We start from the raw sequence: 26862 nt of genomic DNA on the forward strand, positions 1-26862 counted from the left end.
GCCGCTCGCGCCGGCCACGCCGCACACCCGAGCACCGGTCAGCAGGTGTCCGTGCCGGCGCAGAGGCGGTTGACCACCCACCCGACCACTCGCCTGGCCTCGCTCGGCGTGGTCTGATGATCGACTCGCAGTTGGGCGACCAGGTCGCCCTGCCGCACCACCACCCAGCGGGCAGGCGTCCCCATGTCGCCGCCCACGAGCACCGCGTCGTCGCCGCCGAGCGACTCCGCCATGATGGACAACGAGTCCTCCGGGCGCGTCGGCCGGCAGCCCGTGACCAACTGGCGGACCCGCTTCATGACAGTGTCGGCCGAGGTGCCCGAGTGCCGCGTCACCCGCTCGACGATCCAGTCGCTGGGTGAGTCGAACTGCACCGACCTGCTGGCCACCTGACCGGCGTTCAGCGCCGGCGACTCGTTCTCGCAATAGATGGTCACGGACTCCAGGGACCAGTCCCCCTCCACCTTTGTCGTCATCGTGAAGCCCGTCGGCAGGTCGGCGAGCTGAAGCATCGCCGCCGCCGGAATCGTCCTGGTCGGCGCGCGGCCGGTCTCGCCGCCGGTCGTGCCGGGTGGCCGTCCGGTGGTGCGGCTCGGCGTCGGCGACCCGCTCTCGGACGGCTCGGCCGACGGCGTGGAACTCGGCGTGGGCGCCGGCGTCGGTTTCGGCGGGGTGGGAACGACGGTGGCCGGCGGCACGGGTGGCGGTGCGGCGTCGGGACGGGCCAGCGCCACACCTGACGCGACGACGCCCACCGCTACCGCGGCGGCCAGACCGGCGGCGAGCTGGATACGCCGCGTCCGCTGCCGGCCTCGACGCCGCACCTGCTCGGTGGGTGGCCAGACGAGGTGCTCGGTGTCCCGGTAGAGGTCCGAGAAGATCGGATCAGGCATTGCGGATCTCCTCCGGCAGGGTCATGTCGAGCAGGGCGGCGAGGGCCTTGCGGCCCCGGGAGAGGCGAGCCTTGACCGTCCCGCTGGGTACGCCGGTCTGCGCGGCGATCTCCGCGACCGAGAGGTCGGCCAGGTGATAGAGGACCACTGCCTGCCGCTGGTCCGCGGAGAGCTGCCGCAGTGCGGCGACCAGCGCCACGGTGTTCTCCGAGGGTGGCCGCACCGGCGGTGGTGGACCGTGCCGCCGGTAGGCGACGACGCTGTTGCGCACCTTGCGCCACCGGTTGACCAGCAGGCGGTGGCCCACGGTACGGACCCATGCCTCCGGGTCGTCGTACTCGCTGACCTGCGACCAGCGTTGCCAGGCCCGCGCGTACGCCTCCTGGGCGGCGTCCTGCGCCTCGGCCCGGTCACCGCCGAGCGCGTACAGCACCGTCACCACGCGTTGTCTGCTGCTCCGGTAGAACTCCTCGAACGCACTGTCCGGATCCATGTCTCTCCCCGCTGCCGTCCCTGGGACTGACACCCACCGCCCGGGTCGCCGGTTGCAGGCCGTCGGCAATGCGACTCGTACCTCTCAGGGATGATGCGAGATCATCCTGCCGCCCGAGCGGCCGCTGGCCGGAGCCCGATACGGTCGGACCATGACCGATCAGCACCCGGCACTGTCCCTTCGTGGTCTGGCCAAGCGCTTCGACACCAAGGTCGCGGTGGCGGGCGTCGACCTCGCGGTGCCGACCGGCTCGTTCTACGGCCTGCTCGGCCCGAACGGCGCGGGCAAGACCACGACCCTCTCCATGGCCGTCGGCCTGCTGCGGCCCGACGCCGGTGAGGCGCGGGTCCTCGGGTACGACGTCTGGGCCGACCCGGTACGCGCCAAGAGCCTGCTCGGCGTGATGCCGGACGGCGTACGCCTCTTCGACCGGCTGAGCGGGGCGGAGCTGCTGGCGTACCACGGTCTGCTGCGCGGCATGGACCCGGCGGTGGTCGACCAGCGGGCGGCGGAGCTGCTCGACGTGCTGGCGCTCTCCGACGCCGGCCGCACGCTCGTGGTCGACTACTCGGCCGGCATGAAGAAGAAGATCGGGCTGGCCTGCGCGCTGCTGCACGGTCCGCGCCTGCTGGTGCTGGACGAGCCGTTCGAGGCGGTCGACCCGGTCTCGGCGGCGCTGATCCGCGACATCCTGCACCGGTACGTCGGCGGCGGCGGGACGGTGATCTTCTCCAGCCACGTGATGGAGGTGGTCGAGCGGCTCTGCTCCCACGTGGCGATCCTGGCCGAGGGCCGGATCAAGCGGGTGGGCACGCTCACCGAGGTGCGCGGCGACCGGTCGCTGGAGGACGTCTTCGTGGAGGTGGTCGGCGGCCGGACCGCCACCGGCGAGGAGCTGTCGTGGCTGTCCCGGTGACCGTGCCCGAGCGCCCGGCCCGGCGGGTGTCGCCCTGGCACTTCGTCCGGCTCAAGCTGCGGGTGCTCGGCAACAACTTCCGGGGCCAGACGTGGCGGGTCGCGTTGTTCGTCCTCGGCCTGCTGTTCGGGCTCTGGTTCGCCGCCGTCGGGTTCTTCCTGCTGGCCGCTCCGGGCCTGGCCGGTGAGTCCCGGTACGCGTTGATGATCGCCGCCTTCGGCGGTGGCCTGCTCACGCTCGGCTGGCTGCTCCTGCCGCTCGTCTTCTTCGGCGTGGACGAGACGCTCGACCCGGCCCGGTTCGCGCTGCTGCCGCTGTCCCGCCGCACCCTGGTCACCGGCCTGCTCGCCGCCGCGCTGGTGAGCGTGCCGGCGCTGGCGACGGCGATCACGGCGGCCGGGCTGGTGGTCACCGCCGGCGCGCTCGGTGGGTGGGCGGCCGCACTGGTCGGCGTGCTCGGCGTGGTCGTCGGGCTGCTCGTCTGCCTGGCCGGTGCCCGGGCGCTGACCAGTGCGTTCGCGACGATGCTGCGCTCCCGCCGGGTCCGCGACCTGGCCGCCGTGCTGCTCGCGGTGCTGGCCGCGCTGCTCGGGCCGTTGCAGTTGCTGGTGCTCGCCGCGGTACGGCAGACCGACTGGGACCGGCTGGACGGAGTGGCAGGGGTGGTCGGCTGGACGCCGTTCGGCGCACCGTGGACCGCTGGTCTGGACGTGGCCCAGGGCCGGGCCGGCGCGGCGGTGGTGAAGCTGCTGATCGCGCTCGCGACGCTCGGCGTACTCCTGTTCTGGTGGTCCCGGTCGCTGGAGACGGCGATGGTGGGCGCGGCGAGCAGCGGCCCCGCGCGGACGCCGCGCGCTGTGGCCGGCGGCGCGGTCGCGCAGCTCTTCCCCCGCGCGGTGGGCTGGGCCCGGCGGGACCGGTTCGGCGCGATCGTCGCCCGGGAGTGCCGCTACTGGTGGCGGGACGCCCGCCGCCGGGCCAACCTGATCACCATCGCCGTGGTCGGCGTGTTCGTGCCGCTGATGGTCAACCTGGGCGGCCCCGCGTTCCTGTCCGAGGGCGGCGCCGCGTTCGACCAGGCCACAGCCGATTCCTCACCGGCGATGGTCAGCCTCACCATGATCTTCGTGGGGGCGCTCGCGTCGTTGACGCTCGCCAACCAGTTCGGCTTCGACGGCAGCTCGTACGCGGCGAACGTGGTCGCCGGTGTGCCGGGGCGGGTGGAGCTGCGGGCGCGGATGGCCGCGTTCTCGATCTACGTGGTGCCGATGCTCGTGGTGATCGCGGTGGCGCTGGCGATCGTCCTCGGCCGGCCCGAATGGCTCGGCGTGATGGGTGGCGCGTTGTTCGCGGCGTACGGCTGCGGGCTGGCGATCAACGCATTCGTCTCCGTGCTCGGCGCGTACTCGCTGCCCGAGTCGAGCAACCCGTTCGCCCTGAACAGCGGCGCGGGCTTCACCAAGGGTCTGCTCACGCTGGTCTCCATGATCGGCTCGGCGGTGGTGGCGGTGCCGTTCGTGGTGGCCGCCGCGCTGCTCGGCGACGTGTGGCTCTGGCTGGCGCTGCCGCTCGGCCTGGCGTACGGCGGGGGCGCGGCACTGCTCGGCGCGTACATGGCCGGGGACACGCTCGACCACCGGCAGCCGGAGCTGCTCGCCAACGTCACCCCGAGGCGCTGATGCCGGTCGTCGAGGCGGTCACCACCGTCCCCGTTCCCCCGGAGCTGGCGTTCGCCGTCTCCCAGACCACCGCCCCGGTGCGGTACCGCTGGGACCCGTTCGTCCGGGAACAGCACTTCGTCGACGGTGCGACGCGGCCCGGCCGGGGCGTGCGCACGTACACCCGCTCCCGGCACGGCCTGGTCATGGTCAGCGAGTACGTCTCCTGGTCGCCGCCGACGAACGTCGGCATGAAGATGGTGCGCGGACCGTGGTTCTTCGAACGGTTCGGCGGCGGCTGGCGGTTCGCGCCCGGCCCCGATCCCGGCACCACGATCGCGACGTGGCGGTACAACTTCCGCTGCCGCCCGGCGTTCCTGCGCCCGGTCGCCGAGCGGATCGGGGAGTGGTTGCTCGGGCGCGACATCCGGCGCCGGATCGCCGGGTACGCGGACGGCTGCGCCGACCCGGAGGTGCTGGCCGCCGCCCGCCGGTTGCTCGCCGACGATTGATCCGCGCGTCTCGGCCCGCCGTCAGGCGGTGCGGCGCATCGCCGCGTAGACGTGGTGGCCGTCGCCGACGCTGGTCATGGTGACCAGCTCCCAGCCGTAGTTGGACAGGTGCTCGACCGCTTCCATCAGCGGCTGGAACGCCCGGCGACCCCAGGTGTTGTTCGCCCGGAGCAGCAGGTGCCGGTGCGGATAGGCGCGCAGGTCGACCTGGCCGCCGAGGACGGCGTCGGCGGTGACCACCCGTTCCTGGGCGAGCTGCTGCGGGGGGATGAGATTCATGCCCGGAAGGGTAGGGCGTTCCGTCGAACCTCGCCCGCCGGCGGGCGGCACAATGTTTCACGTGAATCCAGAGCCGGGCGCGCAGATCCACTCCACCGACCCGTTCGCGGCACCGACCGCGCAACGCTCGCCGGTACGCCGGCTGCGCGGCCGGCTGGCCGCCCCGGTGACGCTCTGGACCGCGCCCGGCCCGGCCGGGCTGACCGTCTCCTCCACGCTGGTCGCCGAGGGCGAGCCGGACCGGCTGCTCGGTCTGGTCGACGCGGAGTCGGACCTGTGGGCGGCGATCGAGGAGGCGGGACGGTTCGCGGTGGCCCCGCTGGGCCCGCAGCACCGGCAGCTCGCCGACCGTTTCGCCGGACTGTTCCCGTCGCCCGGTGGCCTGTTCGCGCTGGACGCCTGGACCGAGACGCCGTACGGGCCGGTGCCCGCGGACGCCGGCGGGTGGGCGGGCTGCCGCCTGGACACCGCCCGCGAGTACGGCTGGGCCCTGCTGGTGGAGGCGACGATCGAATCGGTGGACCTGCCCCGTGACACACCCCCGCTGCTGCACTACCGGGGCCGCTACCGCGACCTCCCCGGCTGACCCCTCCGCTCCGTCGATCATGAGGTTGGCCGCGTTCCGCGTTCGATTTGTCGCCGTCAACCTCATGATCGACGGGGTGGGGGTGACCGGTTAGCGGAGTGACGTGGGTCACTGGGCGCAGTGGGGGTGCCGTTCGGCGCAAGCGTCGACCGGCCCTCGGCGGAGCCTTCCCGGGCCGGGAGCGCGCTCTTTACCGTGCGCGAAACTCCCCCCACGCCTTGCGAAGGTGGTGATCCACAGATGTCCACGGACACACCCGCGTCCGCACCCGCCGAGTCGGCGGCGGAACGGTACCTCGCCGTCCAGCGGTCGGACGAGTTCGCCGGGTTGCGGCGCACGCTGCGCGGCTTCGTCTTCCCGATGACCGTCGCGTTCTTCCTGTGGTACGCGCTCTACGTCATCCTCTCCGCGTACGCGCGGGGATTCATGGGCACGAAGCTGATCGGCAACATCAACGTCGCCCTGGTCTTCGGCCTGCTCCAGTTCGTCTCCACGTTCCTCATCGCCTGGTTCTACTCGCGGTTCGCCAGCCGCCGGATCGATCCGGTCGCCGACCGGCTCCGCGACGAGATGGGGGAGGTGACCCATGAACACGGTCCTCGCGGCTGAGGCGGGCAGCACCACCGCCCGGAACCTCACCATCACGCTGTTCCTGGTCTTCGTGGCGATCACGCTGGCGATCACCGTCTGGGCCAGCCGGCAGACCAAGACCGCCACCGACTTCTACGCCGGCGGCCGGTCCTTCTCCGGCTTCCAGAACGGCATGGCGATCGGCGGCGACTACATGTCGGCGGCGTCCTTCCTGGGTATCGCCGGCATCATCGCGCTCTACGGCTACGACGGCTTCCTCTACTCGATCGGCTTCCTGGTCGCCTGGCTGGTGGCGCTGCTGCTCGTGGCCGAACTGCTGCGCAACTCCGGCCGGTACACGATGGCGGACGTCCTGGCGTTCCGGATGCGGCAGCGGCCGGTCCGGACCGCGGCGGCGGTCTCCACCATCACGGTGTCGATCTTCTACCTGCTGGCCCAGATGGTCGGCGCCGGCGCGCTCGTCGCCCTGCTGCTCGGCATCAAGCCGGGCACCACGTTCCTCGGCATGGACGCCGACACCGCGAAGGTCGCCACCATCATCATGGTCGGCGCCCTGATGATCATCTACGTGACCGTCGGCGGCATGAAGGGCACCACGTACGTCCAGATCGTCAAGGCGTTCCTGCTGATGGGCGGCGCGCTGGCGATGACGCTGCTGGTGCTCGCCAAGTACAAGTTCAACCTGTCCTCGCTGCTCGGCGACGCGGCCAGCGCCTCGGGCAAGGGAGCGGCGTTCCTCGAACCCGGGCTGCGCTACGGCGTGGAGACACCCGGCGACGCACTGAAGACCTTCTACAGCAAGATGGACCTGCTCTCGCTGGGCATCGCACTGGTCCTCGGCACGGCCGGCCTGCCGCACATCCTGATCCGCTTCTACACCGTGCCGACCGCACGGGCGGCCCGTAAGAGCGTGCTCTGGGCGATCGGCATCATCGGCACGTTCTACCTGCTCACCCTGGCGCTGGGCTTCGGCGCGGCGGCGATCGTCGGCGGGCAGGCGATCACCGAGCAGGACAAGGCGGGCAACACGGCGGCGCCACAGCTCGCCGAGGCACTGGGTGTGGACTTCCTCGGCGGGAACCTGGGCGGCGCCACACTGCTGGCGATCATCGCGGCGGTCGCGTTCGCCACGATCCTCGCGGTGGTCGCCGGACTCACCCTGGCGTCGTCGTCCAGCCTGGCGCACGACTTCTACGCCAACGTGATGAAGAACGGGCAGGCGTCGGAGCGGCAGGAGGTGAACGTCGCCCGGATCTCCGCGCTGGTGATCGGCGCGGTGTCGATCGTCCTGTCGATCTACGCGCAGAACCTGAACGTGGCGTTCCTGGTCGCACTGGCGTTCGCGGTGGCCGCGTCGGGCAACCTGCCGGCAATCCTCTACAGCCTGTTCTGGAAGCGGTTCAACACCTCGGGCGCGGTCTGGGCCATCTACGGCGGCCTGCTCGCCGCCGTGGTGCTCGTCTTCTTCTCGCCGGTCGTCTCCGGCGCGCCGACGGCGATGTTCCCCGACCACGACTGGCAGTGGTTCCCGCTGTCGAACCCGGGCATCATCTCGATCCCGTTCGGCTTCCTGTGCGGCTGGCTCGGCACGATCCTGTCCAAGGAGAGCGACGAGGAGAAGTACGCGGAGCTGGAGGTGCGCTCGCTCACCGGAGCCGGCGCCCACTGAGCACCACGGTCGAGCGGGGCCCCTGCCTTACGCGGGGGCCCCGCCTCGCGTGTATAGGCTGACCGCCATGAAGGTCGCTCCCCGCTTCGGTACCGGACACCGCATCCTCGTCACCGGCGGCGCCGGTTTCGTCCCGTCCCACCTCGTCGACCGGCTCGTCGAGCGCGGCTGCACCGTCGTGGTGCTGGACAACTTCGTGACCGGGTCCAAGGACAACGTGGCCCACCTGCTGGACCAGCCGACCTTCACGCTCGTCGAGGCGGACATCTCCGACGGCCTGCCGCAGCACCCGGCGATGGCCGAGCGGTTCGACGCGATCCTGCACATGGCGTCCCCGGCCAGCCCCACCGACTTCGAGAAGCTGCCGGTGGAGATCCTCCGGGTCGGCTCGGTGGCCACGCTGGCGCTGCTGGAGCGGGCCACCGACGACGGCGCGCGGTTCCTGATGGCCTCCACCTCCGAGGCGTACGGCGACCCCAAGGAGCACCCGCAGCGCGAGACGTACTGGGGCAACGTCAACCCGATCGGCATCCGGAGCGTCTACGACGAGGCGAAGCGCTTCTCCGAGGCGGCCACCATGGCGTACCACCGCAGCCGGGGCACCGACACCGCGATCGTGCGGATCTTCAACACGTACGGCCCGCGGATGCGCCCGGACGACGGCCGCGCCATCCCGACGTTCATCTCCCAGGCGCTGCGCGGCGAGCCGATCACCGTGCACGGCACCGGCAACCAGACCCGCTCGATCTGCTACGTCGACGACCTGGTGCGCGGCATCCTGCTGCTGCTCGACTCGACCCAGACCGGGCCGATCAACTGCGGCACCGAGCACGAGATGTCGATGCGGCAACTGGCCGAGACGATCGTGTCACTCACCGGAAGCACATCCGAGGTGAGCTACATCACTCGTGCCTCCGATGACCCGGAGATGCGCCGCCCGGACCTGACCCTCGCCCGCGAACTGCTGGGATACGAGCCGAGCGTCACGCCCGAAGACGGCCTCCGACGCACGATCGAGTACTTCCGCGGGCGTCTCGGGTACTGAACCCGCCGGGGACGCGGCTGACATCGGCGCGCGTACGAGGGCGTCGGTGGCCCGGCCGACCTACCCTCGGTTACATGTCAGCGACCTCGTCTGCCGGCGCCCCGATCCCCCGACACCTCAGCCGGGGCGCGGGCCGCGCCTCGGTTCCCGGCTCCGGCCGGGCCGCCACCGGGCGCGCCCGGCCCTCCGAAACCAGGTGGTACCCCGCACACGACGAGGCGCCCCGCTCGGGCGGTCCCGGCGGCCCGGCCGGACCGGCCGGGCCCGGTGGTCCGGGCGGTGACGGTCCAGGCGGGTCCGGGCGGCGTGGCCCCCGGCCGCGCTGGGGGCGCATCGGCCTGGTGGCGGGTGTCGCGGTGCTGGTGCTGGCGCTGCTCGGCGGCCTCGGCGCGTGGTTCTACGCCCGCAATCTGGACGACGACCTGGCGCGCACCGACCCGTTCGCCGGGATCACCGGCGGCCGGCCGGCCAAGCAGGTCGAGGGCGCGTTCAACATCCTGCTCGTGGGCAGCGACTCGCGGGATCCGGACGCCCCTGTCGACGGTTCCGGCAAGTGGCGCGCGGACACCGTGATCGTCATGCACATCCCGGCCGACCACAAGAGCGCCTACCTGGTCTCGGTGCCGCGTGACCTGTACGTGCCGATCCCGGAGAGCGCCGGCGCGTCCTGCGACTCGGGCTCGCGCAACAAGATCAACGCCGCGTTCGCGTTCGGCGGCCTGCCGCTCGCGGTGAAGACCGTGGAGTGCTTCACCGACGTACGGATCGACCACGTCATGGCCATCGACTTCGGCGGTTTCAAGGAGGTCACCGACGCCCTGGGCGGGGTCGACCTCAAGGTGGAGCGGACCATCACCTCGATCCACAAGCCGTACCGGACGTTCACCAAGGGCGTGAACCACATGAACGGCGCCGAGGCGCTGGACTGGGTCCGGCAGCGCAAGCAGTTCCCGGACGGCGACTTCGCCCGGATGCGGCACCAGCAGGAGTTCCTGAAGGCGCTGATGGACAAGGCGGCCAGCACCGGGACGCTCACCAACCCGAAGAAGCTGAACGACTTCCTCAAGGCGGTGACCGCCGCCGTCACGGTCGACCAGGGATTCTCGTTGACCGACATGGCAGTGCAGTTCCGCAGCCTGCGGGGCGAGAACCTGACCTTCGTCACCAGCCCGCACCTGGGCGGCCAGACCATCGACGGCCAGTCGGTGGTGGTCTCCGACCGGGAGAAGGCGCTGGCGATGTACAAGGCGATCGCCGCGGACCGGATGGCCGAGTGGATGCAGGCCAACAAGAAGGGTTCGGGCGACAACGCGGGCGGCTGACGTCGGCACGACATGACCGGCAACGAGCGCTAGAGCCTCGCCACCACGGAGGCCAACCGCCGACCGGCTCCTTACTCCTGCCCGTTCGGCCACAACCCGAGGATGTAGGCCGGTATTGACGGGAATTGCGAGCCTACGAGGTCGCGAATACGGGAACAGATACGTAAAGTGGTCCCGCCCCCGATCACCGAGCTGGAGCACGCATGTCGGTCCAGACCAGCCGTCGCCCGCAGTCACCGGCACCCGGATCATCCGGGCGGGTCCCTCCGGTCATCCCCACACAGCCCGGTTCCGGCGGTCGCGGTCCCGGCGGTGGCAAGAAGAAGCGCACCAAGCGCAAGGACCCGCTCTGGGCGAAGCTCACGCTGGTGCTCGGCGCCGTGCTGATGGTGACCAGTGGCGTCGCGATCGTCGGCAGCAAGGCGGTGATCGGCCAGGCCACCGACAACATCGCCCAGCGCAACCTGCTCGGCGGAGCGGGCAAGAGCGAGGCCGAGGGCGGTAACAGCCTCGAAGGCCCGATCGACATGCTGCTGCTCGGTGTGGACGCCCGCGAGCGCTGGGCCGCCGATGACGTACGGTCGGACACGATCATCATCCTGCACATCCCGGCCAGCCACGACCAGGCGTACCTGATCTCGATCCCCCGGGACACCGAGGCGCGTATCCCGGCGTTCGAGAAGAGCGGCTACAGGGGCGGCACCGACAAGATCAACGCGGCCTTCTTCCACGGCGCCCAGAACGGCGGCGGCTGGGAGGGCGGCGCTCAGCTGATGGCCAAGACGATCAAGTCGATGACCGGGATCGGCTTCGACGGCGCCGCGATCATCAACTTCGGCGGCTTCAAGAGCGTGATCGACGCGCTCGGCTCGGTGCGGATCTGCGTGAGCCACGAGGTCAAGTCGCACCACATGTCGTACGTCGACGGCAAGCCGATGTGGAACGCCGACGCGAAGAAGACCGGCAAGCCGTACAAGGCAGTGGTGCACAAGAAGGGCTGCCGGGAGATGGAGGGCTGGGAGGCGCTCGACTACTCCCGCCAGCGCTACGGCCTGCCGAACAGCGACTACGACAGGCAGCAGAACCAGCAGCAGCTGATCAAGGCGATGGCCAAGAAGGCCACCGAGGGCGGCATGCTGACCAACCCGCTGAAGCTGAACTCGCTGATGAAGGCCGCGGGCAAGGCGTTCGTCCTGGACACCGGCGGCGTGCCGATCGCCGACTTCATCTTCACGCTCAAGAACCTCAACGGGAACGACCTGGTCACCCTGCGGACCAACGGTGGCACCTTCGCCGGCAACGACAACGGCCGGGAGACGTTCAACGAGACGACGATGGACATGTTCCAGGCGGTCAAGAACGACAAGCTGGCCGACTTCGTGGTGAACAACCCGGACGTCCTCTCCACCCGGAAATGACCCGCTGACCTGCGCGAAAGCGATACCGGTCAGCCGATCCCCCCGTAGCCTGACGTGAGCGGGTCTCATGTCGCGGCTACGGGGGGATCGTCACGTCCAGGCCAGCACGGAACCGACGCGGGCGGGGTGGACCCGCCCGCTGGGCCCGGTTCCTGCTCGGCACCGGCCTCGTCCTGGTCCTGCTCGCCACGCTCGGCGTCGCCGGGCTGCACTGGCTCACCTCGCGCTACGACCGCACCGTCGCCAAGGAACAACTGCTCGACCCGGCCGCCCGCAAGAAGCGGACGGACTTGGACGGCGCACTCAACTACCTGCTGATCGGCTCGGACCACCGGCCCGGCGCGAACCCGGAGGACCAGCGCTCCGACAGCATCCTGATCGTGCACGTGCCGGCCGGGATGCGGCAGGCGTACCTGATCTCCGTGCCGCGCGACCTGCTGGTGGCGCTCCCCCCGGCACCGGGCTTCCCCGGCGGCCAGGACAAGGTCAACGCCGCGTACGAGCACGGCGGCGGCGGTGAGGGCGGCGCACGCCTGCTCAGCACCACCCTGAACCGGCTCACCGGGATCCGCTTCGACGGCGCGGCACTCGTCGACTTCTCCGGCTTCAAGGAGGTGATCGACCAGCTCGGCGGCATCCGGATGTGTGTGGACACGCCGGTCCGCTCGATCCACACCCGGTACCAGTTCGAGGCCGGCTGCCAGCAGATGGACGGCGCGCGGACGCTCGACTACGTGCGGCAGCGCTACGACCTGCCCGGTGGCGACTTCGACAGGCAGCGGCACCAGCAGCAGATGCTGCGGGCGGTGCTCGACCGGGCGGGCGAGACGCGGCTGCGCAGCGACCCGGTCAAGCTGGACCGGGTGCTGCGCGCCGCCGGCGGGGCGCTGACCGTGGACACCAACGGCGTACCCCTGGACGAGCTGTTGTTCGCGTTGCGCGGCCTGCCCGCGGACGCCGTGCGCGGGGTTCAGGTGCCCTCCTACCCGCAGACCATCGACGGCGTCTCGTACGTGGTGCTGGACGACGGCGGCGCCGGGCTGTTCGGCGCGCTGCGCGACACGCGCGTGCCGGAGTGGGCCGGCGCCAACCCGCGCTGGGTCAACCGGCTGTGAGCGCCACGGGCGACTAGGCTTGGTTACCGTGTTCGGAGCCTCACTACCCAGCGTGCCCGCGTCGGCCGTGCCCGACGACGTCTACCTGCTCGACGTCCGCGAGGACGACGAGTGGGCCGCCGGCCACGCGCCGGCCGCCCACCACCTGCCGATGACCGAGTTGCCCGCCCGGATCGCCGAGATCCCGCAGGACCGCGACGTGGCGGTGATCTGCCGTTCCGGCGGCCGGTCCGCCCAGGTGGTCGGCTACCTCATGCGCAACGGCTGGGACCAGGTCCGCAACGTCGACGGCGGGATGGGCGACTGGGCCGCCGCGGGCCGTCCGGTGGTCACCGACGACGGGCAGCCGGGCCGGGTCGCCTGAGCCGGTGACACGGCCATGACCGTCCCCCTGGTCTTCGCCCATCGCGGCGCCTCGTACGACCTGCCGGAGCACACTCTCGCCGCCTATCTGCGCGCCCTGGACGAGGGCGCGGACGGGCTGGAGTGCGACGTCCGGCTGACCCGCGACGGGCACCTGGTCTGCGTGCACGACCGCCGGCTGGACCGCACCAGCAACGGCCACGGCCTGGTCAGCGCGCGGACTCTCGCCGAGCTGGAGTCGCTTGACTTCGGTTCCTGGCACCGGGCCGCGACGCTCGCCGAGGACGACGTGCCGCTCGACGAGTCGCACACCCGGCTGCTCACGCTCGAGCGGCTGCTCGACGCGGTGCTGGCCGCCGGGCGGCCGGTCCGGCTGCTGATCGAGACCAAGCACCCGTCCCGCTACCGGGGCGAGGTCGAGCGCCGCCTGGTCGAGATGCTGCGCCGGTACGGGCTGGCCGAACCACGGCCGGACCATCCGGTCCAGGTGACGGTGATGTCGTTCTCGCCGCTCGCCGTACGCCGGGTCCGGGAACTCGCACCGGCGCTGCCCACCGTGCTGCTGCTGGAGGTGCTGCCGCGCCTGCTGCCGCTGGGCCGGCTGCCGTTCGGCGCCCGGATCGCCGGCCCCGGCGTGGACCTGGTCCGGGCCCGCCCCCGCCTGGTCCCCTCACTGCGCGCCGCCGGCAACTCGGTGTACGTCTGGACCGTCAACGAGCCGGAGGACCTGGAACTCGTGCTGGAAGCGGGCGTGGACGGGGTGATCACCGACCGGCCGGCCCACGCGCTGGCCCGGTTGGGCCGGTGAGCCCCGTCGATCGGTACCGGAGACGGTCGACCGGCCGGGGGTGTCCCGGACGCGGACGGCGCGGCACACTCGGGACATGCCGGAGCGAACCGACTACCCCGCCCTCATCGCCGGCCACACCGCAGTGATCAACATGATCAACTCGGGCGAGTCCGGCCTCGCCGTCCTCACCCGCCTGCTCCGCGAGGTCGAACCCGCGGTCGGCGCGGCCGGCCTGGTCTTCGTGGAGTTCACCCCGGCCGGCGGACGGGTCGTCGCCGCGACCGGCAGCGCCGAGTTCGTCCTCGGCCGCCCGCTGCCCGCCACCGACCCGGCCACCGTCTGCCTGCTCGCCGGCCCGCCGGTACGGGAGGTCCGGGTCGACGCGATCCCCGGTGCGCTCGCCGACGAGGTCGCCGGCCGAGGCCTCTGCCGGATGATCGTGGCGCGCGCCGAGATCGGCGGGCTCACCATCGGCAGCCTGCACGCGCTCTACCCGCTGGGCGAACCGCTGCAACCCTCGCAACGCGCCGTCATCGGCTACATCGCCGCCTGCATCGCCCACATGTACGGCGACCAGACCGGCCTGCCCGTACACGGGGACGGCCCGGTCGTGGCGGCGCTCGCCGACGGCCTCGCGGTGGTGGACCGGGACGGCCGGGTCCGGCTCTGGAACCCGGCCGCGGTCGAGGTGACCGGGCGACCGGCGGACGAGGCGCTGAGCCGGCCGCTGCCGTTCCCGCTGCCGCCGCCCGGTCAGGTGCTCGACCACCGGCTCCCGGACGGCCGCTGGCTGCGCATCACGTCCGGCGAACTGCCCGGCCCGAACGCGCTGCGCGTGGTCAGCTTCCGCGACACCACCGACCAGCAGCGGCGCGACCACGACCGGGACCTGTTCGTCGCGGTGACCAGCCACGAACTGCGGACCCCGGTCACCGTCATCAAGGGGTACGCGGACACGCTCACCGACCACTGGGACTCGCTGAGCGACGGCGACCGCAGGCAGGCCGCCCGGATCATCGGCCAGCGCGCCAACGAACTGGCCCGCCTGGTGGACCGGCTGCTGACCACCGCCACCGAGAACCGTCCCGGTGGCGAGCCGGCCGCGCCGTTCGACCTGGTCGACGCGCTGCGCGCGGCGGTGGTGGACCTGCCGGCGGACGTCCGGCACCGGGTCGTGCTCGATCTGCCCGCCGACCTGCCCAAGGCGCTCGGCGACCGGCACAGCCTCGCCACGGTCCTCACCGAACTGGGTACGAACGCCGGGAAGTACTCGCTGCCGGACACACCGATCGAGATCACCGCCGAGGCCAACGAGCGGACCGTCTCGTTCCGGGTCGCCGACCGGGGCATCGGCATCCGGCCGGAACACGTGGAGCGGGCCTTCGACCGGTTCTGGCAGGGGGAGTCCGGCGACCGCCGCCGGTATCCCGGTGCCGGGCTCGGTCTCTATCTCGTCCGCCAGATCGTTGAACAGCAGAATGGATGGGTATCCCTCCGGCCCAGAGCCGGTGGCGGTACGGTCGCAGAGGTGCGGCTGCCCCGGGGTTGACCGGGGCGCTCACGGGCGGGGAAGGAACGACGTGTCGACTGGTCCGGCCGAACGGTCGTGGTGCGTGGTGGTGCCCCACGACGCCACCGGCGCGCGCCTGGCCCGGCATCGGCTCGCCGACGAGCTGACCGGTGTCGTACCCCCGGTCCTGGTGGCCGACCTGGTCGCGGTTCTCGCCGAGCTGGTCGGCAACGCGGTCCGGCACGCCGACTCCCTGCCCGGCGGGGTGGTGCGGGTCGCCTGGCGGCTGCGCCCGACCGAGCAGGGGCCGAGCGTCGAGCTGCGGGTCACCGACGGCGGTTCCGGTGCCGGCCCGTGCATGCGTACCGCCTCGCCGGACGCGGCCGACGGCCGCGGGCTGCACATCGTCGCCGGGCTCGCCAGCGGCTGGGGCGTGGAGCGCGACGGCCTGGGCCAGAGCGTGTGGGCGCGGTTCGACCCGGTCCCGGCGCAGCGGACCGACCTGGTCGCCGCCGGCTGACCGACGCGGCGGACGGGTCCGGCCCCCGCCGCCGAGACCCGGCATCTAGGCTGTCTCGCCATGACCGAGCGGAGCGGAGCGGGCGCATGAGCAAGCGTCGGAAGAACCAGCGGGCCGGCGAGGCCACCCCGAAGCGGGAGAAGGTGCGCGACGTCTTCGTGCCCCGGCCGTTCGAGGGCCTGGCGGACGAGCCGGAGTGGATCGCCCTGCGCGAGTTGGTCCCGGCGGCGTCCGCGCCGCTGCGGCTGACCCCGGAACTGATCGAGGAGTACGGCGACCGGCCGGTCACGCTGGCGACAGTGCTGCCGATGGCCGCACCGGCGATGACCAAGCCGGACGGGCGCGTCTTCATCGGCCTGCAGCGGCACCAGCAGTCCGGCGACGTCTCCCGCGACCTGGCCGACGCGCTGATCTCCGCGCTGCGCACCGAGCCGGGCGGCCAGGTGAGCGTGCCGCCGCTGCCCGGGCCGGGCCCCCGCCTCCAGGACATCCTGGTGGACGGCCCGCTGGAGATCACCATGCACGACGGTTTCGACTTCTGGCTCGACCCGGGCGCCGCCGACGACCCGAACGTCCAGGCGTCCCTGGAGCGGGCCAACTCGGCCATCTACCCGACCGTCAAGCTGGCCGCCGCGCCGGCCGCGTACTGGTGCCAGGTGCCGGAGAAGGCCCACGTGCGCCTGGTCCTGCCGGAGGACGAGGACACCGCGCTCGACGCGCTGTCCCGGCTCGCCGCGGCGGGCGCGCTGACGCTCGGTGACGACACGAAGTTCGCGGGCATGTTCCGGGCGCACGGGCGCCTCGCGCCGGTCTGGGACCTGCCGGAGGACACCCCGGCCGCCGAGTGGGAGGCGCCGGTGGCGGAGTTCGCCAAGCGCTACGCCGAGGCGGTCGCGGAGCGGGAGCCGCTCGACGCGGCCGGCCGCCGGGCCCGCCAGGGTCTGCTCGGCCGCCAGCTGACGCTGCGCTGACGTCTCCGGGTCAGGCGGCCCCGCCCTCCTCCCGCACCAGCGGGCAGGACATGCAGCGCGGGCCGCCCCGCCCGGAGCCCAGTTCGGACCCGGCGATGGCGATCACCTCGATGCCGGCGCGTTCCAGTTGCGCGTTGGTCTCCACGTTGCGCTCGTAGCCGACGCACAGCCGGGGCGCGAGCGCGAGCGTGTTGTTGCCGTCGTCCCACTGCTCGCGTTCGGCGGTGACCGGGTCCAGACCGGTGTCGATCACCCGGAGCTGGTCCAGGTCCATCGCGTCGGCGGCGGCCCGCAGGAACGGCGCCGGGCCGTCGACCCGCAGGTCGTCGCCGTCCGCGCCGGCGATGACCGTGTACGCGGACAGCTCGTGGGCGACGTTGGGGTACATCAGCACGGCGTCCACGTCGACCATCGTGCAGATGGTGTCCAGGTGCATGGTGGCGCGTTCCTGCGCGATCGGCACCACCAGGATGGTGTGCGCCAGGCCGGCCGCGAACACCTGCCGGGCCAGCCGTTCCGCGCCGGCCGGGGTGGTGCGTTCACCGACGCCGACGGCGAGCACCCCCGGCGCGAGCAGCAGCACGTCGCCGCCCTCCAGGTGCTCCATCCGGGGGTGGTAGACGAATTCGGTGCCGACGAAGCGCGGGTGGTAGCGGTAGATCGCGTCGGTGAGCGTGGTCTCCCGCCGCCGGGCCGGCATGGCCAGGCTCGTCACGCCGACCCGGTCGCCGATCCAGACCGACGAGTCGCGGGTGAACAGCAGGTTGGGCAGCGGGTCGATGACGAAGTCGTGCCGGTCCATGAGCGTCCAGACCAGACCGCCGGGGCGGTCGGCGCCGAGCCGCAGTTCCTCGTGGGCGAGCCCGGCGGTGAGCACGTCGGCCAGCCCGGCCGGATCGAGGAACGCCAGATGGTCGGCGACGCGGCGCCGCAGGGTGTGGCCGAGCCGGCGGGACCGCAGCACCTGCTCGGTCAGTTCGGCCCGGGCGTCGGGCACGGCGAGCATCTCGGCCAGCAGGTCGGCCAGATAGAGCACCTCGACCCCGCGCGACCGCAACGCCGCCGCGAACGCGTCGTGCTCCTCCTGCGCGCGTCCCACCCACGGGATAGCGTCGAACAGGAGGCTGTCGTTGTTGCGTGGGGTGAGGCGGGCCAGTTCCGGCCCCGGGCGGTGCAGCAGCACCGTCCCGAGCCGGGCGACTTCGCTGTCCACATAGTGGGTCACCCCCGCAGCCTAGGGCAGGCTTACGCACCATCCGGAAAAGAAGTGTGAATGAATATGGCATTCATCCGCACTCACTCCGGCGGTCCAACTTGCCGAGCCCCCGGGGGCGCAACGTAGGGTAGTGGAGACATAACTTCGAGAGACCTTTTGCCGGAGGTCGCGATGACTGTCTTTCCCGCTCGTCAGGCTGTACCGAGCAGGGCACTGCCGCCCCGCACGGTGCCGCACTCCCGGGTCGAGCCCACCTCGGTGCTCGAGCCGGCCCGACCGACTCCATTGGAGTGGGCCCGGCGTCGCCGGGCGGAGCGGGGGGCCCGCCGGTTGGAAGCGGCAGGGGCTCGCGCCCTCGGCCAACTCGACCACCTCGGTCCCGCCTGGCACGTCATCGAGTGGCCCCGGACGGACCCGGCCGACATGCTGCTCGACCGCGGCCGCGACGACCGGGCCGGGTTCCTGGCCATCGGCCCGAGCGGTCTGTTCGCGGTCACCATCGCCGACCACGGCCGGGCCCGCGTGCTGGTGGCCGGCGACGTGGTCCAGATCAACGGCAAGCGCCCGCCGTACGTGCAGGAGGCCCGCCGGGACGCCAAGCGCGCCAGCAAGGCCCTCTCCGACGCGGTCGGCCTGCCGATCCCGGTGACGCCGGTGCTGACGTTCGTCGGCTCCGGGGTGATCAGCGTCTACGGCCTGCCGAAGGACTGCCTCATGGCCACCCACCGCGAGCTGGACCGCCTGCTCGTGGCCGGTGGGAACCGGATCAGTCCGGCCACCGCCGAGAAGCTCTCCCGCGTCGCGCAGGCGCCGGCCACGTGGTTCAACGGCACGTACCGTCCAACCGCCGACTACCGGTGGTATGACGAGGGCCGAACGGCCGCTGACAAGCGGGCCGCCCGCCGGTAACGTCTCCGGCGACGCCACGCGGCCCACGGCACCGCCCCCGGCTGGTTCCGTCGGTCCGCGCCGTCGCCGGCCGCCCGGCAGCCGATGCTTCCGCCGCACCGACCGGCTAGCGTGGACAGACCGTCGGTGTACATAGGAGGCGCGGTGGCCCACGTCGAACTCTCACTCTCGGAAGTGTTCGCGCCCGCGGCATCCACCGAGCAGGAGTCCGACAACTTCGGGCACTGGTCCGGCATGGTCTCCCGGGCCGCCGAACCGTGCCTGCTGATCGACGCCGGCACCACTGTCGTGGCGATCTCCTCGTCCGGCTGCGACCTGCTCTGCCTGGGCGCCCCGGAGGACGTGATCGGCCTGCCGCTGCTGGAGGGCGGCCTGCGCCTCGTCGACTTCACGGCGAGCCCGAGCGAGCTGACCGAGCAGGAGACCGACAAGATCCCGCCGTTGCTCGCGCTGCACTCCGGGCGGCTCGCCCGCGGCCTGCTGCGGGTGCAGGGGCCCGGCTCCGACGCCGGCCGGACCGTCGACGCCATCTCCACGCCGGTGCTGACCGACGGCACGGTGGCCGGCTCGCTCACCTTCCTCTCCGCCGTCTGATCCGCGACCAGACCCGGCGCCCTTCACCCGGGCCGGTTCATCCTCCTACGATGGCCTCGGCCCCACCACACGACGACACCCCTCGATGCCCCGAGGACGCCCCCGTGCCCCGCACCCCACACCCCCGGCGCCGCCACCGCCCGCTGGCGCTGCTGACGCTGCTCGCCCTCACCGCCTGCGGCGCCCCGCCCGAGCTGCGCGCGCCGTCCGCCGCCGCCACGCCACTCCCGGTCCCGTCGGTGTCCGCCACGCCCACGCCGAGCGCGAACTCGGCCGCACCCGTGCCACCGCCGGCACCGACGCTCTCGCCGGCCGTGCCGGTGTCGGCGGCGCCCTGCCGGGGACGGCCGTCCGGCGACCGGATCGTCGCGCTGCTGCGCGGATCCGCCGGCGTCCTGCCCCGCGACGTCCGGGTCACCGTGGCGACCGGTCCGCTCTGCGCCGAGGGCTGGCAGTACACCGTGCTGACGGTCACCGGGCACGAGGAGTTGCAGGTGGTCACGCGCGGCGAGACCGGCACGCCGCAGCTGGTCACGGCCGGCACGGACGTGTGCGGCGTCGAGGTGCGGACCCTGGCGCCGGTCGGCATCCGTACCCTGGCCTGCGACGGCACGCCGGGTGCGTAGGCTGGTCGACATGCCGGGAACACCGCCGACCCGCTTCGTCTACCTGGGCCCCGAGGGCACCTTCGCCGAGCAGGCCCTGCGTACGGTGCCCGCCGCCGAGCGCGGGGACCGCACACCGGCCCGCAGCGTCGGTGAGGCGCTCGACGCGGTACGCGCCGGAGAGGCGGACGCGGCGCTGGTGCCACTGGAGAACTCCATCGGCGGCGCGGTCGGGGTGACGCTCGACGAGCTGGTCGAGGGCGACCCGCTGGTGATCACCCGCGAGGTGGTCCTCCCGGTGGAGTTCGTGCTGGCCGCCCGCGCCGGCACCACGCTGTCCGGCGTCCGTTCCGTCGCGGCCCACCCGCAGGCGTCCACCCAGTGCCGGGGCTGGCTGCGGGAACATCTGCCGGACGCCACAGTGGTCGACGTGCTCTCCAACGGCGCCGCCGCGGCCGGGGCGGCGAGCGGCGAGTACGACGCCGCCATCTGCGCCCCGATCGGCGCGAGCCGGCACCGCCTGGCGGTGCTGGCCGACAAGATCGCCGACCACCCCGACGCGGTGACCCGGTTCGCGCTGGTGTCCCGCCCCGGGCCGCCCCCGCCGCCCACCGGAGACGACCTGACCTCGCTCGCGGTGTGCCTCGCACACGACCGGGTGGGCGCGCTGCTGGCGGTGCTGATGGAGCTGGCCGTACGCGGCGTGAACATGACCCGGATCGAGTCCCGCCCGACCGGCGAGGCGCTCGGCCGCTACGTGTTCTTCCTTGACTGCGCCGGGCACGTCGCCGACGTACGCCTCGGCGAGGCGTTGCAGGGGCTGCGCCGGGTCTGCGCCGACGTGCGGTTCCTGGGGTCGTACCCCCGGCACCGCTGGAGCACGGCGGCGGGCGACCAGCAGACGCCGGTGCCGCCGGGGCTCACCGACGCCGACTACGCCGACGCGGCGGCCTGGGTGGCCCGGCTGCGGTCCGGTGAGCTGAGCTGACCGGCCCGGGGCGACCTCGGCGGACGCCCCGGGCACCGGACGGTCACTGCAACAGGCCGCCGAGCACGCCGCCCTGCTGCTGGGAGCCGCTGCCGGCCACCGGAGGCTCCTCCGAGGGCTGGACCACGACGAAGCCCTGACCGGCGAAGCTCATCGTGAACGCCTCACCGGTGCTGCGGCCGAGCAGCGTGCCCAGGCCGAGCTGCTCCGCGCGGTGGTAGCCGGTCTGGAGGTTCGCCGACCAGCACACCGCCGCCTGCGGGTCCACGTACGTCGGGGCGTCCACGTTCAGCACCACCGGGGTGCCCTTTGTGGTGATGGCGATCCGGCCGTGGCCGGTGAAGACGCAGTTGAACAGGCCGGACGAGGACGCGAAACCGGCACCGCCGACCATCTTGATGTCGTACTGGAGCGTCGAGTCGAACGCCAGCACGCTGGAGCCGTTGATGGACAGCGCGTCGCCCGGCTCCAGGTCGATGACGTGCACGTCCTTGGCGAAGTCGGCGAGGAAGACGTCGCCGCGCCCGGAGACCTTCATCAGCGGCACGCCCTCACCGGTGAGCCGCTGCTTGATGAACTTGCCGATGCCGCCGGAGCCGAGCGCCTGGAACTGCACCTGCCCCTGGTAGGCGACCATCGACCCGACCCGGGCCATCGCCTCGCCGTTCAGCTCGATCTTCAGCATCTTGGAGTTCTGCAACCGCATGCCCGGCTGCTGGGACTCCTTCTCAAGGTTCTCCGCGGAGAACAGCGCGCTGCGCATGGGTTTTCCTCCTGCATCAGGATCTGCCTGACCCGCAGGTTAGGGGACCGGCGCAACCGCCGGAATCAGCCGGGCGGGGACGCGCCGGAGGCCGGTCAGCCCCAGCCCAGGGCGTGCAGACGATCGTCGTCGATGCCGAAGTGGTGGGCGATCTCGTGCACCACTGTGATCGCGACCTCGTCGACGACGTCGTCGTCGGTGTCGCAGATCGCCAGGATCGGGTTGCGGTAGATCAGGATGCGGTCGGGCAGCACACCGGAGTAGTCCCAGCCGCGAGAGGTGAGCGCGTGCCCCTCGTACAGGCCGAGCAGGTCCTCACCCGGCGGCGGGTCGTCCTCCACCAGGATGACCACGTTGCTCATCAACCCGAGCAGTTCCTCGGGCACCTCGTCGAGCGCCTCGCCGACCAGTTCCTCGAACCGGTCCCGGCTCATCTCCACGGCCACGCGGCCCGGTCACTCCCTCCGGATCGGGCACACCGCACGGCGAGGGCGTCCCGCAGGACACCCCCGCCGTGCCGTACGCGATGTCAGGCCAGACGGGCGTTCAGCGTGATCTGCGCGCCCGGCGACAGCAGCCGGGAGATCGGGCAGTTCTCCTTGGCCGCCTCGGCGAGCTTGGTGAACTCGGCCTGGTCGATGCCGGGAACCTGGCCCACGGTCTCCAGGTCGATGCGGGTCACTGTCATGCCGGCGTCGGTCTTGTCGAAGTGCACCTTGGCGGTGGTCTCCACCGCGGTCTCCTGGGCGCCGGCGTCGGCGAGCTGCTTGGAGAGGGCCATCGAGAAGCAACCGGCGTGCGCGGCGCCGATCAGCTCCTCGGGGTTGGTGCCCTCGCCCTCCTCGAAGCGCGACTTGAAGGAGTAGTTGCCGGACAGGCCGCCCTTGCCGGTGCGGACGGTGCCGGACCCCTCGGTGAGGTTGCCCTGCCAGCGAGCGGATGCGGTACGGATAGGCATGGCACCGACGCTAACCGAAAGCGAGCCGCCCCGCACCGGACCCCGGGGTCGCGATCCGGGCCGGCGGGAGCGGGCTGTGCCATGATTCGACGCAGGCCCGCGTACGGGAAGGGTGGCCATGTCGCAGGATCTCCCCGTTCCCCGGCAGGACAAGCGAATCCCCATGCAGGACACCAGGTCCGACGACACCACGATCGTCGAGTGGGGCGACACCGAGCCGGAGTCGTCCGGCCGGGCCGCGCGCTCGCTCGCCGCGCTGGGCCGGGACCGCCGCCTGCCGCCCGTGCTCACCGGGCTCGGCGCGGTAGCCGCGCTCGCCTCGCTGATCGGCGAGTGGCTGGCGATCACGGTGCCGGCCGAGACCCGGGGCGAGGACGCACCGGCCCGGCTGACCAGCGGCATCTCCGAGATCGGCGGGCTCGGTACGGCGTACCTGGTGGGCCTGCTCGGGCTGTCGGTGGCGGTGGGGCTGGCGCTGCGCGGTGCCCCGGCGGTGCGGCAGCATGCCCGGCTGGCCGGGCTGGGTCTCGCGGCGGCCGTGCTCGGAGTGCTGGTCGCGACCGCCGCCTCCCTCGAACAGTTGGCCCGGCGCATCCTGTTCTTCGTCAGCGAGCAGAGCCTTCAGGTCGAGCACGGACGCGGCCTGGTCAGCGCGTTCGTCGCCGTCGCACTGCTGGCGGCCGCGCTGCATCTGGCCGGCCGGGCAGCCGGCGGGACGCCCACCGACGGGGAGCCGGACGAGGACCGGCCCGAGCGCCGCCGCCGGGCGGACGAGGACGACGTGCCGCCGGGCCCGGCGGACCTGACGGTGCAGCCCACGGTGCCGTTCGCAGGCCCCGAACGGGCGTACTGAACCAGCTCCGGCAGCGCGTCCGGCGGCCACCGGAGCTTCGCCGCCGATTCGCCGGAAAGCCGTGGTTGCCGCCCGTTCCGCGAGATACGGTTGCTGCCCGCCGTCCCATGGTCGCGGCACCGAGGACCTGGTCGGCCGGCGTGACGGCGGCGGGCGAAGGAGGAACCATGACCCGCCCGGGACTGCCCAAGCTGATCGCCACCGACCTGGACGGCACGCTCGTCCGCAGCGACGAGACCGTCTCCGCGTACACCCATCGGGTGCTGGACCGGGTGCGGTCCGCCGGGATCCCGGTGGTCGGCGCGACCGGCCGTGGACCGCGCCTCACCGAGCTCACCCGTAACGACATCCGGGCCGCCGACTTCCTGGTGATGGCCGGCGGCGGCCGGGTGGTGGACCAGAGCGACCCGGAGGGGCCCCTGGTGCTGCGGGACGAGCGGCTGCCCGGCGAGGTGCTGGCCCGGATCCTCACCGACCTGGAGGCGGCCGTCGGCCCGCTGACGGTCATGGTGGAGGCGTCGGACGAACACGACGCGCCGCTCTGGGGCGACTACCACCCGAGCTGGCCCTACCCGGACCGGTTCGAGGCCCGCAGCCGGGTCGAGTGCCTCTCCTGCGACGTGATCAAGGCGTTCGCCCGTACCGCCGACCACCACGTGGACGAGCTGCTGGCCGCGGCGCGGACGATCGTGCCGCCGGACGTGGCGACGCTCACCCAGGCCGGGCTCGGCTTCATCGAGATCTGCCCGCCGCGTACCGACAAGGCCAGCGGGCTCAGCGTCATCGCCGAACGGCTCGGCGTGGACCCGGCCGACGTGCTGGTCTTCGGCGACCAGCCGAACGACCTGCCGATGTTCGGCTGGGCGGGATGGGCCCGGGTGGCGGTGGCGAACGCCCACCCGGAGGTACGCGCCGCGGCGGACGAGATCACCTTGCGCAACGACGACGACGGCGTCGCGGTCTACCTGGACCGGCTACTCTCCCGGTGATGGAAGATCCACCTCGGCTCGTCGCCTCCGACATCGACGGCACGCTGCTGCGCGACGACCGGACGCTCAGCCCGCGTACCGCCGCGGTGCTGGCCCGCATCGCCGCCGCCGGCACGCCGGTGGTCCTGGTCACCGGCCGTCCGATCCGCTGGCTCCAGATGGTGTACGAGCAGCTCGCCGAGCCGTTGCCGGCGATCTGCGCCAACGGCGCGGTGGTGTACGACCCGGCCACCGACCAGGTGCTGCGGGCCGACCCGCTCGCCCCGGAACTGCTGGCGGAGGTGGCCCGGCGGCTGCGCGCCGAGGTGCCCGGGGTGAGCTTCGCGGTGGAGATCGTGGACAGCCGGCAGATGCGGCACGAGGCGCACTACCCGCTGCGCTGGGACGCCGACCTCGACGCGATCCGGGCCGTCGAGTCGCCGGAGGAGCTGCTGGCCGCGCCCGCGGTGAAGCTGCTGGCCCGGGCCGGGGAGCAGGACCCGGACGTGTTCGTCCAGGTGGTGGCGGGCGCGCTGGAGGGGCTGGCCGAGGCGACCCACTCGTCGTACAGCGGGCTGATCGAGATCTCGGCCGCCGGCGTGACCAAGGCGGCTGGCCTGGCCTGGTACGCGGAGCGGCTCGGCGTCGACGAGCGGGACGTGGTGGCCTTCGGCGACATGCCCAACGACGTGCCGATGCTGGCCTGGGCCGGACGGGCGGTGGCCGTCGCCAACGCCCACCCGGCGGTACGGGAGATCGCCGACGAGGTCACCGGGCCGAACACCGAGGACGGCGTGGCCGCGTACCTGGAGAAGGTCTTCGAGCTGGACTGAGCGGCCGGGGCACCGTGCGGCGCCCCGGCCGACGGGTCACAGGTACTGGCCGGGCGCGTGGCCCTCGCCGGCGCCGGGCATCCCCGGCATGCCCGGCATCACGCCGCCCGGGCCGCTGGGCAGCGCCTGGCGGCCGGAACGCATCTGCTCGAGCTGGACGCGGGCGGCCATCTGCTGGGCCACCAGTGCGGCCTGGATGCCGTGGAACAGCCCCTCCAGCCAGCCCACCAGCTGGGCGTGCGCGATCCGCAGCTCACCCTCGCTCGGCGCCTGCTGCTCGGTGAACGGCAGCGAGATCCGCTCCAGCTCCTCGCGCAGCTCGGGGGCGAGGCCCTCCTTCAGCTCGACGATCGAGCGCTCGTGGATCTCCCGCATCCGGTGCCGGCTCGCGTCGTCGAGCGGCGCCGCCTTCACCTCCTCCAGCAGCTGCTTGATCATGCTGCCGATCCGCATCACCTTGGCCGGCTGCTCGACCAGACGGGTCGGGTCCTCGCCCTTGCCCTCGTCGGTCTGCACCGTGCCGACCGGGCGGCCGTCCGGCCCGACCACCACCACGGTGCCCGGGATGCCATCGTTGCCCTGTTCGTCGTCGTGTCCGGCGGAGTGCGCTTCGGTCATGGCACCCATCTTTACCCACGCCGACCATGTGCACGCGGCCGGTCCGGGGGACGCTACGGTCGCCGCATGCTCTCCGACCCACGCGAGGTGCTGACCCGCCCGTCCCCGCCCCCGGATGCCACCGTCTCCTACGGCGACCACCCGGACCAGTGCGCCGACCTGCGACTGCCGGCCGGCGACGGGCCGCCGCGGCCGCTCGTGGTCGTGGTGCACGGCGGTTTCTGGCGGGCGGAGTACGACCGGGCCCACACCGGCCCGATGGCGGCGGCGCTGGCCGCGCTCGGCCACCCGGTCGCGCAGATCGAGTACCGGCGGACCGGCCGGCCGGGCGGTGGCTGGCCGCACACGCTCACCGACGTCCGCGCCGGGATCGCCGCGCTGCCGGCACTAGCCGCCGCCGCGCTGCCCGGCCGGGTGGCGCCCGTACCGCCGATCCTGGTCGGTCACTCCGCGGGCGGGCACCTGTCCCTGTACGCGGCCGCGCACGCCCCGGAGACGGTCGGCGGGGTGCTCGCGCTGGCGCCGGTGGCCGACCTCGCGCAGGCGTACCGGCTGGACCTGGACGAGGGTGCGGTGACCGCGCTTCTCGGCGGCGGCCCGGACGACGTGCCGGACCGGTACGCGGCAGCCGATCCATCCACATTGGTACCCATCCGAACACGCACAGTAGTCATTCACGGTGATCAAGATATCCAGGTTCCGATCGCGATCAGCCGGTCCTGGGTGGCCGCAGATCACGCTGCCGGAGGCTCCGCCACGCTCATTGAGCTGCCCGAATGCGAGCATTTCGGGCTGATCGCACCGGGCTCCACCGCGTGGCCGCAGGTGGTGGCGGCGTTGCGGTCGCTTCACGATGATCTTCAAGGCATTGACGCAGCGTCGTCGACCAGGTAGAACGCCGAAGGG

General features: G+C 72.5%; 30 protein-coding genes and 1 pseudogene. 23 read left to right on the forward strand and 8 right to left on the reverse strand.

Annotation, left to right across the window (positions count from 1 at the left end; genetic code table 11):
- Positions 1-38: 38 nt before the first annotated feature.
- Complete coding sequence (locus O7611_RS28000; RefSeq protein ID WP_269697840.1) at positions 39-893, reverse strand: hypothetical protein; 855 nt, start codon at positions 891-893, stop codon at positions 39-41.
- Entirely contained in the window at positions 886-1386 is a 501-nt protein-coding gene (locus O7611_RS28005; protein ID WP_269697842.1) for a SigE family RNA polymerase sigma factor, read from the reverse strand. Before O7611_RS28005 ends, O7611_RS28000 begins: the two co-directional genes overlap by 8 nt.
- 151 nt (positions 1387-1537) lie before the next feature.
- Between O7611_RS28005 and O7611_RS28010 the strand changes: the two genes are divergently transcribed.
- The 3 genes from O7611_RS28010 to O7611_RS28020 are packed head-to-tail and all read left to right on the forward strand — an operon-like array spanning position 1538 to position 4472.
- The gene (locus O7611_RS28010) at positions 1538-2302 is read left to right on the forward strand and encodes an ABC transporter ATP-binding protein (RefSeq protein WP_135242523.1); all 765 of its coding nucleotides are present in this window, start codon (positions 1538-1540) and stop codon (positions 2300-2302) included.
- Entirely contained in the window at positions 2287-3981 is a 1695-nt protein-coding gene (locus O7611_RS28015) for an ABC transporter permease (protein WP_194800350.1), read from the forward strand. The genes O7611_RS28010 and O7611_RS28015 overlap by 16 nt, the downstream gene beginning before the upstream one ends.
- Positions 3981-4472: an SRPBCC family protein gene (locus tag O7611_RS28020; protein ID WP_269697843.1), complete on the forward strand. Its 492-nt coding sequence runs from the start codon at positions 3981-3983 to the stop codon at positions 4470-4472. The genes O7611_RS28015 and O7611_RS28020 overlap by 1 nt, the downstream gene beginning before the upstream one ends.
- 21 nt (positions 4473-4493) lie before the next feature.
- Here the strand turns inward: O7611_RS28020 and O7611_RS28025 are convergent, their stop codons facing one another.
- The gene (locus tag O7611_RS28025) at positions 4494-4751 is read right to left on the reverse strand and encodes a hypothetical protein (protein ID WP_269697844.1); all 258 of its coding nucleotides are present in this window, start codon (positions 4749-4751) and stop codon (positions 4494-4496) included.
- 46 nt (positions 4752-4797) lie between these two features.
- On the opposite strand from O7611_RS28025, the pseudogene O7611_RS28030 reads away from it, so the two are divergent.
- From O7611_RS28030 to O7611_RS28085, 12 genes and pseudogenes are all read left to right on the forward strand, one after another.
- Positions 4798-5337 (forward strand): annotated as a pseudogene (locus O7611_RS28030) (flavin reductase family protein); the annotation flags it as partial.
- 240 nt (positions 5338-5577) lie between these two features.
- Positions 5578-5946, forward strand: a complete 369-nt coding sequence (locus O7611_RS28035; RefSeq protein ID WP_194800346.1) for a DUF485 domain-containing protein — start codon at positions 5578-5580, stop codon at positions 5944-5946.
- Entirely contained in the window at positions 5924-7597 is a 1674-nt protein-coding gene (locus O7611_RS28040) for a solute symporter family protein (RefSeq protein ID WP_120572582.1), read from the forward strand. Before O7611_RS28035 ends, O7611_RS28040 begins: the two co-directional genes overlap by 23 nt.
- Positions 7598-7664: 67 nt before the next feature.
- Positions 7665-8642: an NAD-dependent epimerase/dehydratase family protein gene (locus O7611_RS28045; protein WP_269697845.1), complete on the forward strand. Its 978-nt coding sequence runs from the start codon at positions 7665-7667 to the stop codon at positions 8640-8642.
- A gap of 74 nt (positions 8643-8716) precedes the next feature.
- A complete protein-coding gene (locus tag O7611_RS28050; RefSeq protein ID WP_269697846.1) occupies positions 8717-9964 on the forward strand; it encodes an LCP family protein in 1248 nt (415 codons plus the stop codon).
- A gap of 203 nt (positions 9965-10167) precedes the next feature.
- The gene (locus O7611_RS28055; protein WP_194800343.1) at positions 10168-11382 is read left to right on the forward strand and encodes an LCP family protein; all 1215 of its coding nucleotides are present in this window, start codon (positions 10168-10170) and stop codon (positions 11380-11382) included.
- Positions 11383-11672: 290 nt separating this feature from the next.
- Positions 11673-12497: an LCP family protein gene (locus tag O7611_RS28060; RefSeq protein WP_442929376.1), complete on the forward strand. Its 825-nt coding sequence runs from the start codon at positions 11673-11675 to the stop codon at positions 12495-12497.
- Between the two features lie 28 nt (positions 12498-12525).
- On the forward strand, positions 12526-12861 hold the full coding sequence (locus O7611_RS28065; protein WP_013289303.1) for a rhodanese-like domain-containing protein: 336 nt from the start codon (positions 12526-12528) through the stop codon (positions 12859-12861).
- A 15-nt stretch (positions 12862-12876) separates the two neighbouring features.
- The gene (locus O7611_RS28070) at positions 12877-13668 is read left to right on the forward strand and encodes a glycerophosphodiester phosphodiesterase (RefSeq protein WP_194800342.1); all 792 of its coding nucleotides are present in this window, start codon (positions 12877-12879) and stop codon (positions 13666-13668) included.
- A gap of 76 nt (positions 13669-13744) precedes the next feature.
- Positions 13745-15199: a sensor histidine kinase gene (locus O7611_RS28075; protein WP_194800341.1), complete on the forward strand. Its 1455-nt coding sequence runs from the start codon at positions 13745-13747 to the stop codon at positions 15197-15199.
- Positions 15200-15263: 64 nt separating this feature from the next.
- Positions 15264-15680: an ATP-binding protein gene (locus tag O7611_RS28080; protein ID WP_370584918.1), complete on the forward strand. Its 417-nt coding sequence runs from the start codon at positions 15264-15266 to the stop codon at positions 15678-15680.
- 86 nt (positions 15681-15766) lie between these two features.
- The gene (locus tag O7611_RS28085) at positions 15767-16651 is read left to right on the forward strand and encodes a DUF5926 family protein (protein ID WP_194800339.1); all 885 of its coding nucleotides are present in this window, start codon (positions 15767-15769) and stop codon (positions 16649-16651) included.
- 10 nt (positions 16652-16661) lie between these two features.
- On the opposite strand, the gene O7611_RS28090 is transcribed toward O7611_RS28085, so the two are convergent.
- Positions 16662-17876, reverse strand: a complete 1215-nt coding sequence (locus O7611_RS28090; protein WP_269697847.1) for an arginine deiminase — start codon at positions 17874-17876, stop codon at positions 16662-16664.
- Positions 17877-18038: 162 nt separating this feature from the next.
- Between O7611_RS28090 and O7611_RS28095 the strand changes: the two genes are divergently transcribed.
- The 4 genes from O7611_RS28095 to pheA all read left to right on the forward strand — a co-directional run bounded on the left by O7611_RS28095 (position 18039) and on the right by pheA (position 20963).
- Positions 18039-18776: a hypothetical protein gene (locus O7611_RS28095; RefSeq protein ID WP_194800337.1), complete on the forward strand. Its 738-nt coding sequence runs from the start codon at positions 18039-18041 to the stop codon at positions 18774-18776.
- 144 nt (positions 18777-18920) lie between these two features.
- Complete coding sequence (locus O7611_RS28100) at positions 18921-19370, forward strand: hypothetical protein (protein ID WP_194800336.1); 450 nt, start codon at positions 18921-18923, stop codon at positions 19368-19370.
- 50 nt (positions 19371-19420) lie between these two features.
- Complete coding sequence (locus O7611_RS28105) at positions 19421-19996, forward strand: hypothetical protein (RefSeq protein WP_194800335.1); 576 nt, start codon at positions 19421-19423, stop codon at positions 19994-19996.
- Positions 19997-20006: 10 nt separating this feature from the next.
- Complete coding sequence (pheA, locus tag O7611_RS28110; RefSeq protein ID WP_194800334.1) at positions 20007-20963, forward strand: prephenate dehydratase; 957 nt, start codon at positions 20007-20009, stop codon at positions 20961-20963.
- Positions 20964-21006: 43 nt separating this feature from the next.
- Here pheA and O7611_RS28115 read toward each other — a convergent pair whose 3' ends face one another.
- From O7611_RS28115 to O7611_RS28125, 3 genes are all read right to left on the reverse strand, one after another.
- Entirely contained in the window at positions 21007-21726 is a 720-nt protein-coding gene (locus tag O7611_RS28115; protein WP_064448083.1) for an AIM24 family protein, read from the reverse strand.
- 95 nt (positions 21727-21821) lie between these two features.
- Positions 21822-22166, reverse strand: coding sequence for a metallopeptidase family protein (locus tag O7611_RS28120; RefSeq protein WP_194800433.1), 345 nt, complete (start codon positions 22164-22166; stop codon positions 21822-21824).
- 89 nt (positions 22167-22255) lie between these two features.
- The gene (locus O7611_RS28125; RefSeq protein ID WP_013289315.1) at positions 22256-22684 is read right to left on the reverse strand and encodes an OsmC family protein; all 429 of its coding nucleotides are present in this window, start codon (positions 22682-22684) and stop codon (positions 22256-22258) included.
- Between the two features lie 163 nt (positions 22685-22847).
- Between O7611_RS28125 and O7611_RS28130 the strand changes: the two genes are divergently transcribed.
- The 3 genes from O7611_RS28130 (at position 22848) to O7611_RS28140 (ending at position 25338) form a co-directional block, all read left to right on the forward strand.
- A complete protein-coding gene (locus O7611_RS28130; protein WP_228531856.1) occupies positions 22848-23537 on the forward strand; it encodes a hypothetical protein in 690 nt (229 codons plus the stop codon).
- 167 nt (positions 23538-23704) lie between these two features.
- Positions 23705-24526 (forward strand): HAD family hydrolase, encoded by an 822-nt coding sequence (locus O7611_RS28135; protein WP_269697849.1) that lies wholly within the window; start codon positions 23705-23707, stop codon positions 24524-24526.
- Positions 24526-25338, forward strand: coding sequence for an HAD family hydrolase (locus O7611_RS28140; protein WP_194800331.1), 813 nt, complete (start codon positions 24526-24528; stop codon positions 25336-25338). Before O7611_RS28135 ends, O7611_RS28140 begins: the two co-directional genes overlap by 1 nt.
- A gap of 36 nt (positions 25339-25374) precedes the next feature.
- Here the strand turns inward: O7611_RS28140 and O7611_RS28145 are convergent, their stop codons facing one another.
- Complete coding sequence (locus tag O7611_RS28145) at positions 25375-25965, reverse strand: bacterial proteasome activator family protein (protein ID WP_135242545.1); 591 nt, start codon at positions 25963-25965, stop codon at positions 25375-25377.
- Between the two features lie 57 nt (positions 25966-26022).
- Between O7611_RS28145 and O7611_RS28150 the strand changes: the two genes are divergently transcribed.
- On the forward strand, positions 26023-26850 hold the full coding sequence (locus O7611_RS28150) for an alpha/beta hydrolase family protein (RefSeq protein ID WP_269697850.1): 828 nt from the start codon (positions 26023-26025) through the stop codon (positions 26848-26850).
- The last annotated feature ends 12 nt before the right edge of the window (positions 26851-26862 follow it).

Source organism: Micromonospora sp. WMMC273 (assembly GCF_027460285.1).
Taxonomy (GTDB): Bacteria; Actinomycetota; Actinomycetes; order Mycobacteriales; family Micromonosporaceae; genus Micromonospora; species Micromonospora aurantiaca.

Coding starts and splice junctions, on each gene's coding strand:
- O7611_RS28130 (WP_228531856.1), top strand. CDS start 22,848: ATGCAGGACACCAGGTCCGACGACACCACGATCGTCGAGTGGGGCGAC.
- O7611_RS28055 (WP_194800343.1), top strand. CDS start 10,168: ATGTCGGTCCAGACCAGCCGTCGCCCGCAGTCACCGGCACCCGGATCA.
- O7611_RS28040 (WP_120572582.1), top strand. CDS start 5,924: ATGAACACGGTCCTCGCGGCTGAGGCGGGCAGCACCACCGCCCGGAAC.
- O7611_RS28075 (WP_194800341.1), top strand. CDS start 13,745: ATGCCGGAGCGAACCGACTACCCCGCCCTCATCGCCGGCCACACCGCA.
- O7611_RS28105 (WP_194800335.1), top strand. CDS start 19,421: ATGGCCTCGGCCCCACCACACGACGACACCCCTCGATGCCCCGAGGAC.
- O7611_RS28050 (WP_269697846.1), top strand. CDS start 8,717: ATGTCAGCGACCTCGTCTGCCGGCGCCCCGATCCCCCGACACCTCAGC.
- O7611_RS28010 (WP_135242523.1), top strand. CDS start 1,538: ATGACCGATCAGCACCCGGCACTGTCCCTTCGTGGTCTGGCCAAGCGC.
- O7611_RS28115 (WP_064448083.1), bottom strand. CDS start 21,726: ATGCGCAGCGCGCTGTTCTCCGCGGAGAACCTTGAGAAGGAGTCCCAG.
- O7611_RS28140 (WP_194800331.1), top strand. CDS start 24,526: ATGGAAGATCCACCTCGGCTCGTCGCCTCCGACATCGACGGCACGCTG.
- O7611_RS28125 (WP_013289315.1), bottom strand. CDS start 22,684: ATGCCTATCCGTACCGCATCCGCTCGCTGGCAGGGCAACCTCACCGAG.
- O7611_RS28020 (WP_269697843.1), top strand. CDS start 3,981: ATGCCGGTCGTCGAGGCGGTCACCACCGTCCCCGTTCCCCCGGAGCTG.
- O7611_RS28095 (WP_194800337.1), top strand. CDS start 18,039: ATGACTGTCTTTCCCGCTCGTCAGGCTGTACCGAGCAGGGCACTGCCG.
- O7611_RS28085 (WP_194800339.1), top strand. CDS start 15,767: ATGAGCAAGCGTCGGAAGAACCAGCGGGCCGGCGAGGCCACCCCGAAG.
- O7611_RS28000 (WP_269697840.1), bottom strand. CDS start 893: ATGCCTGATCCGATCTTCTCGGACCTCTACCGGGACACCGAGCACCTC.
- O7611_RS28035 (WP_194800346.1), top strand. CDS start 5,578: ATGTCCACGGACACACCCGCGTCCGCACCCGCCGAGTCGGCGGCGGAA.
- pheA (WP_194800334.1), top strand. CDS start 20,007: ATGCCGGGAACACCGCCGACCCGCTTCGTCTACCTGGGCCCCGAGGGC.
- O7611_RS28150 (WP_269697850.1), top strand. CDS start 26,023: ATGCTCTCCGACCCACGCGAGGTGCTGACCCGCCCGTCCCCGCCCCCG.
- O7611_RS28025 (WP_269697844.1), bottom strand. CDS start 4,751: ATGAATCTCATCCCCCCGCAGCAGCTCGCCCAGGAACGGGTGGTCACC.
- O7611_RS28005 (WP_269697842.1), bottom strand. CDS start 1,386: ATGGATCCGGACAGTGCGTTCGAGGAGTTCTACCGGAGCAGCAGACAA.
- O7611_RS28045 (WP_269697845.1), top strand. CDS start 7,665: ATGAAGGTCGCTCCCCGCTTCGGTACCGGACACCGCATCCTCGTCACC.
- O7611_RS28135 (WP_269697849.1), top strand. CDS start 23,705: ATGACCCGCCCGGGACTGCCCAAGCTGATCGCCACCGACCTGGACGGC.
- O7611_RS28145 (WP_135242545.1), bottom strand. CDS start 25,965: ATGGGTGCCATGACCGAAGCGCACTCCGCCGGACACGACGACGAACAG.
- O7611_RS28070 (WP_194800342.1), top strand. CDS start 12,877: ATGACCGTCCCCCTGGTCTTCGCCCATCGCGGCGCCTCGTACGACCTG.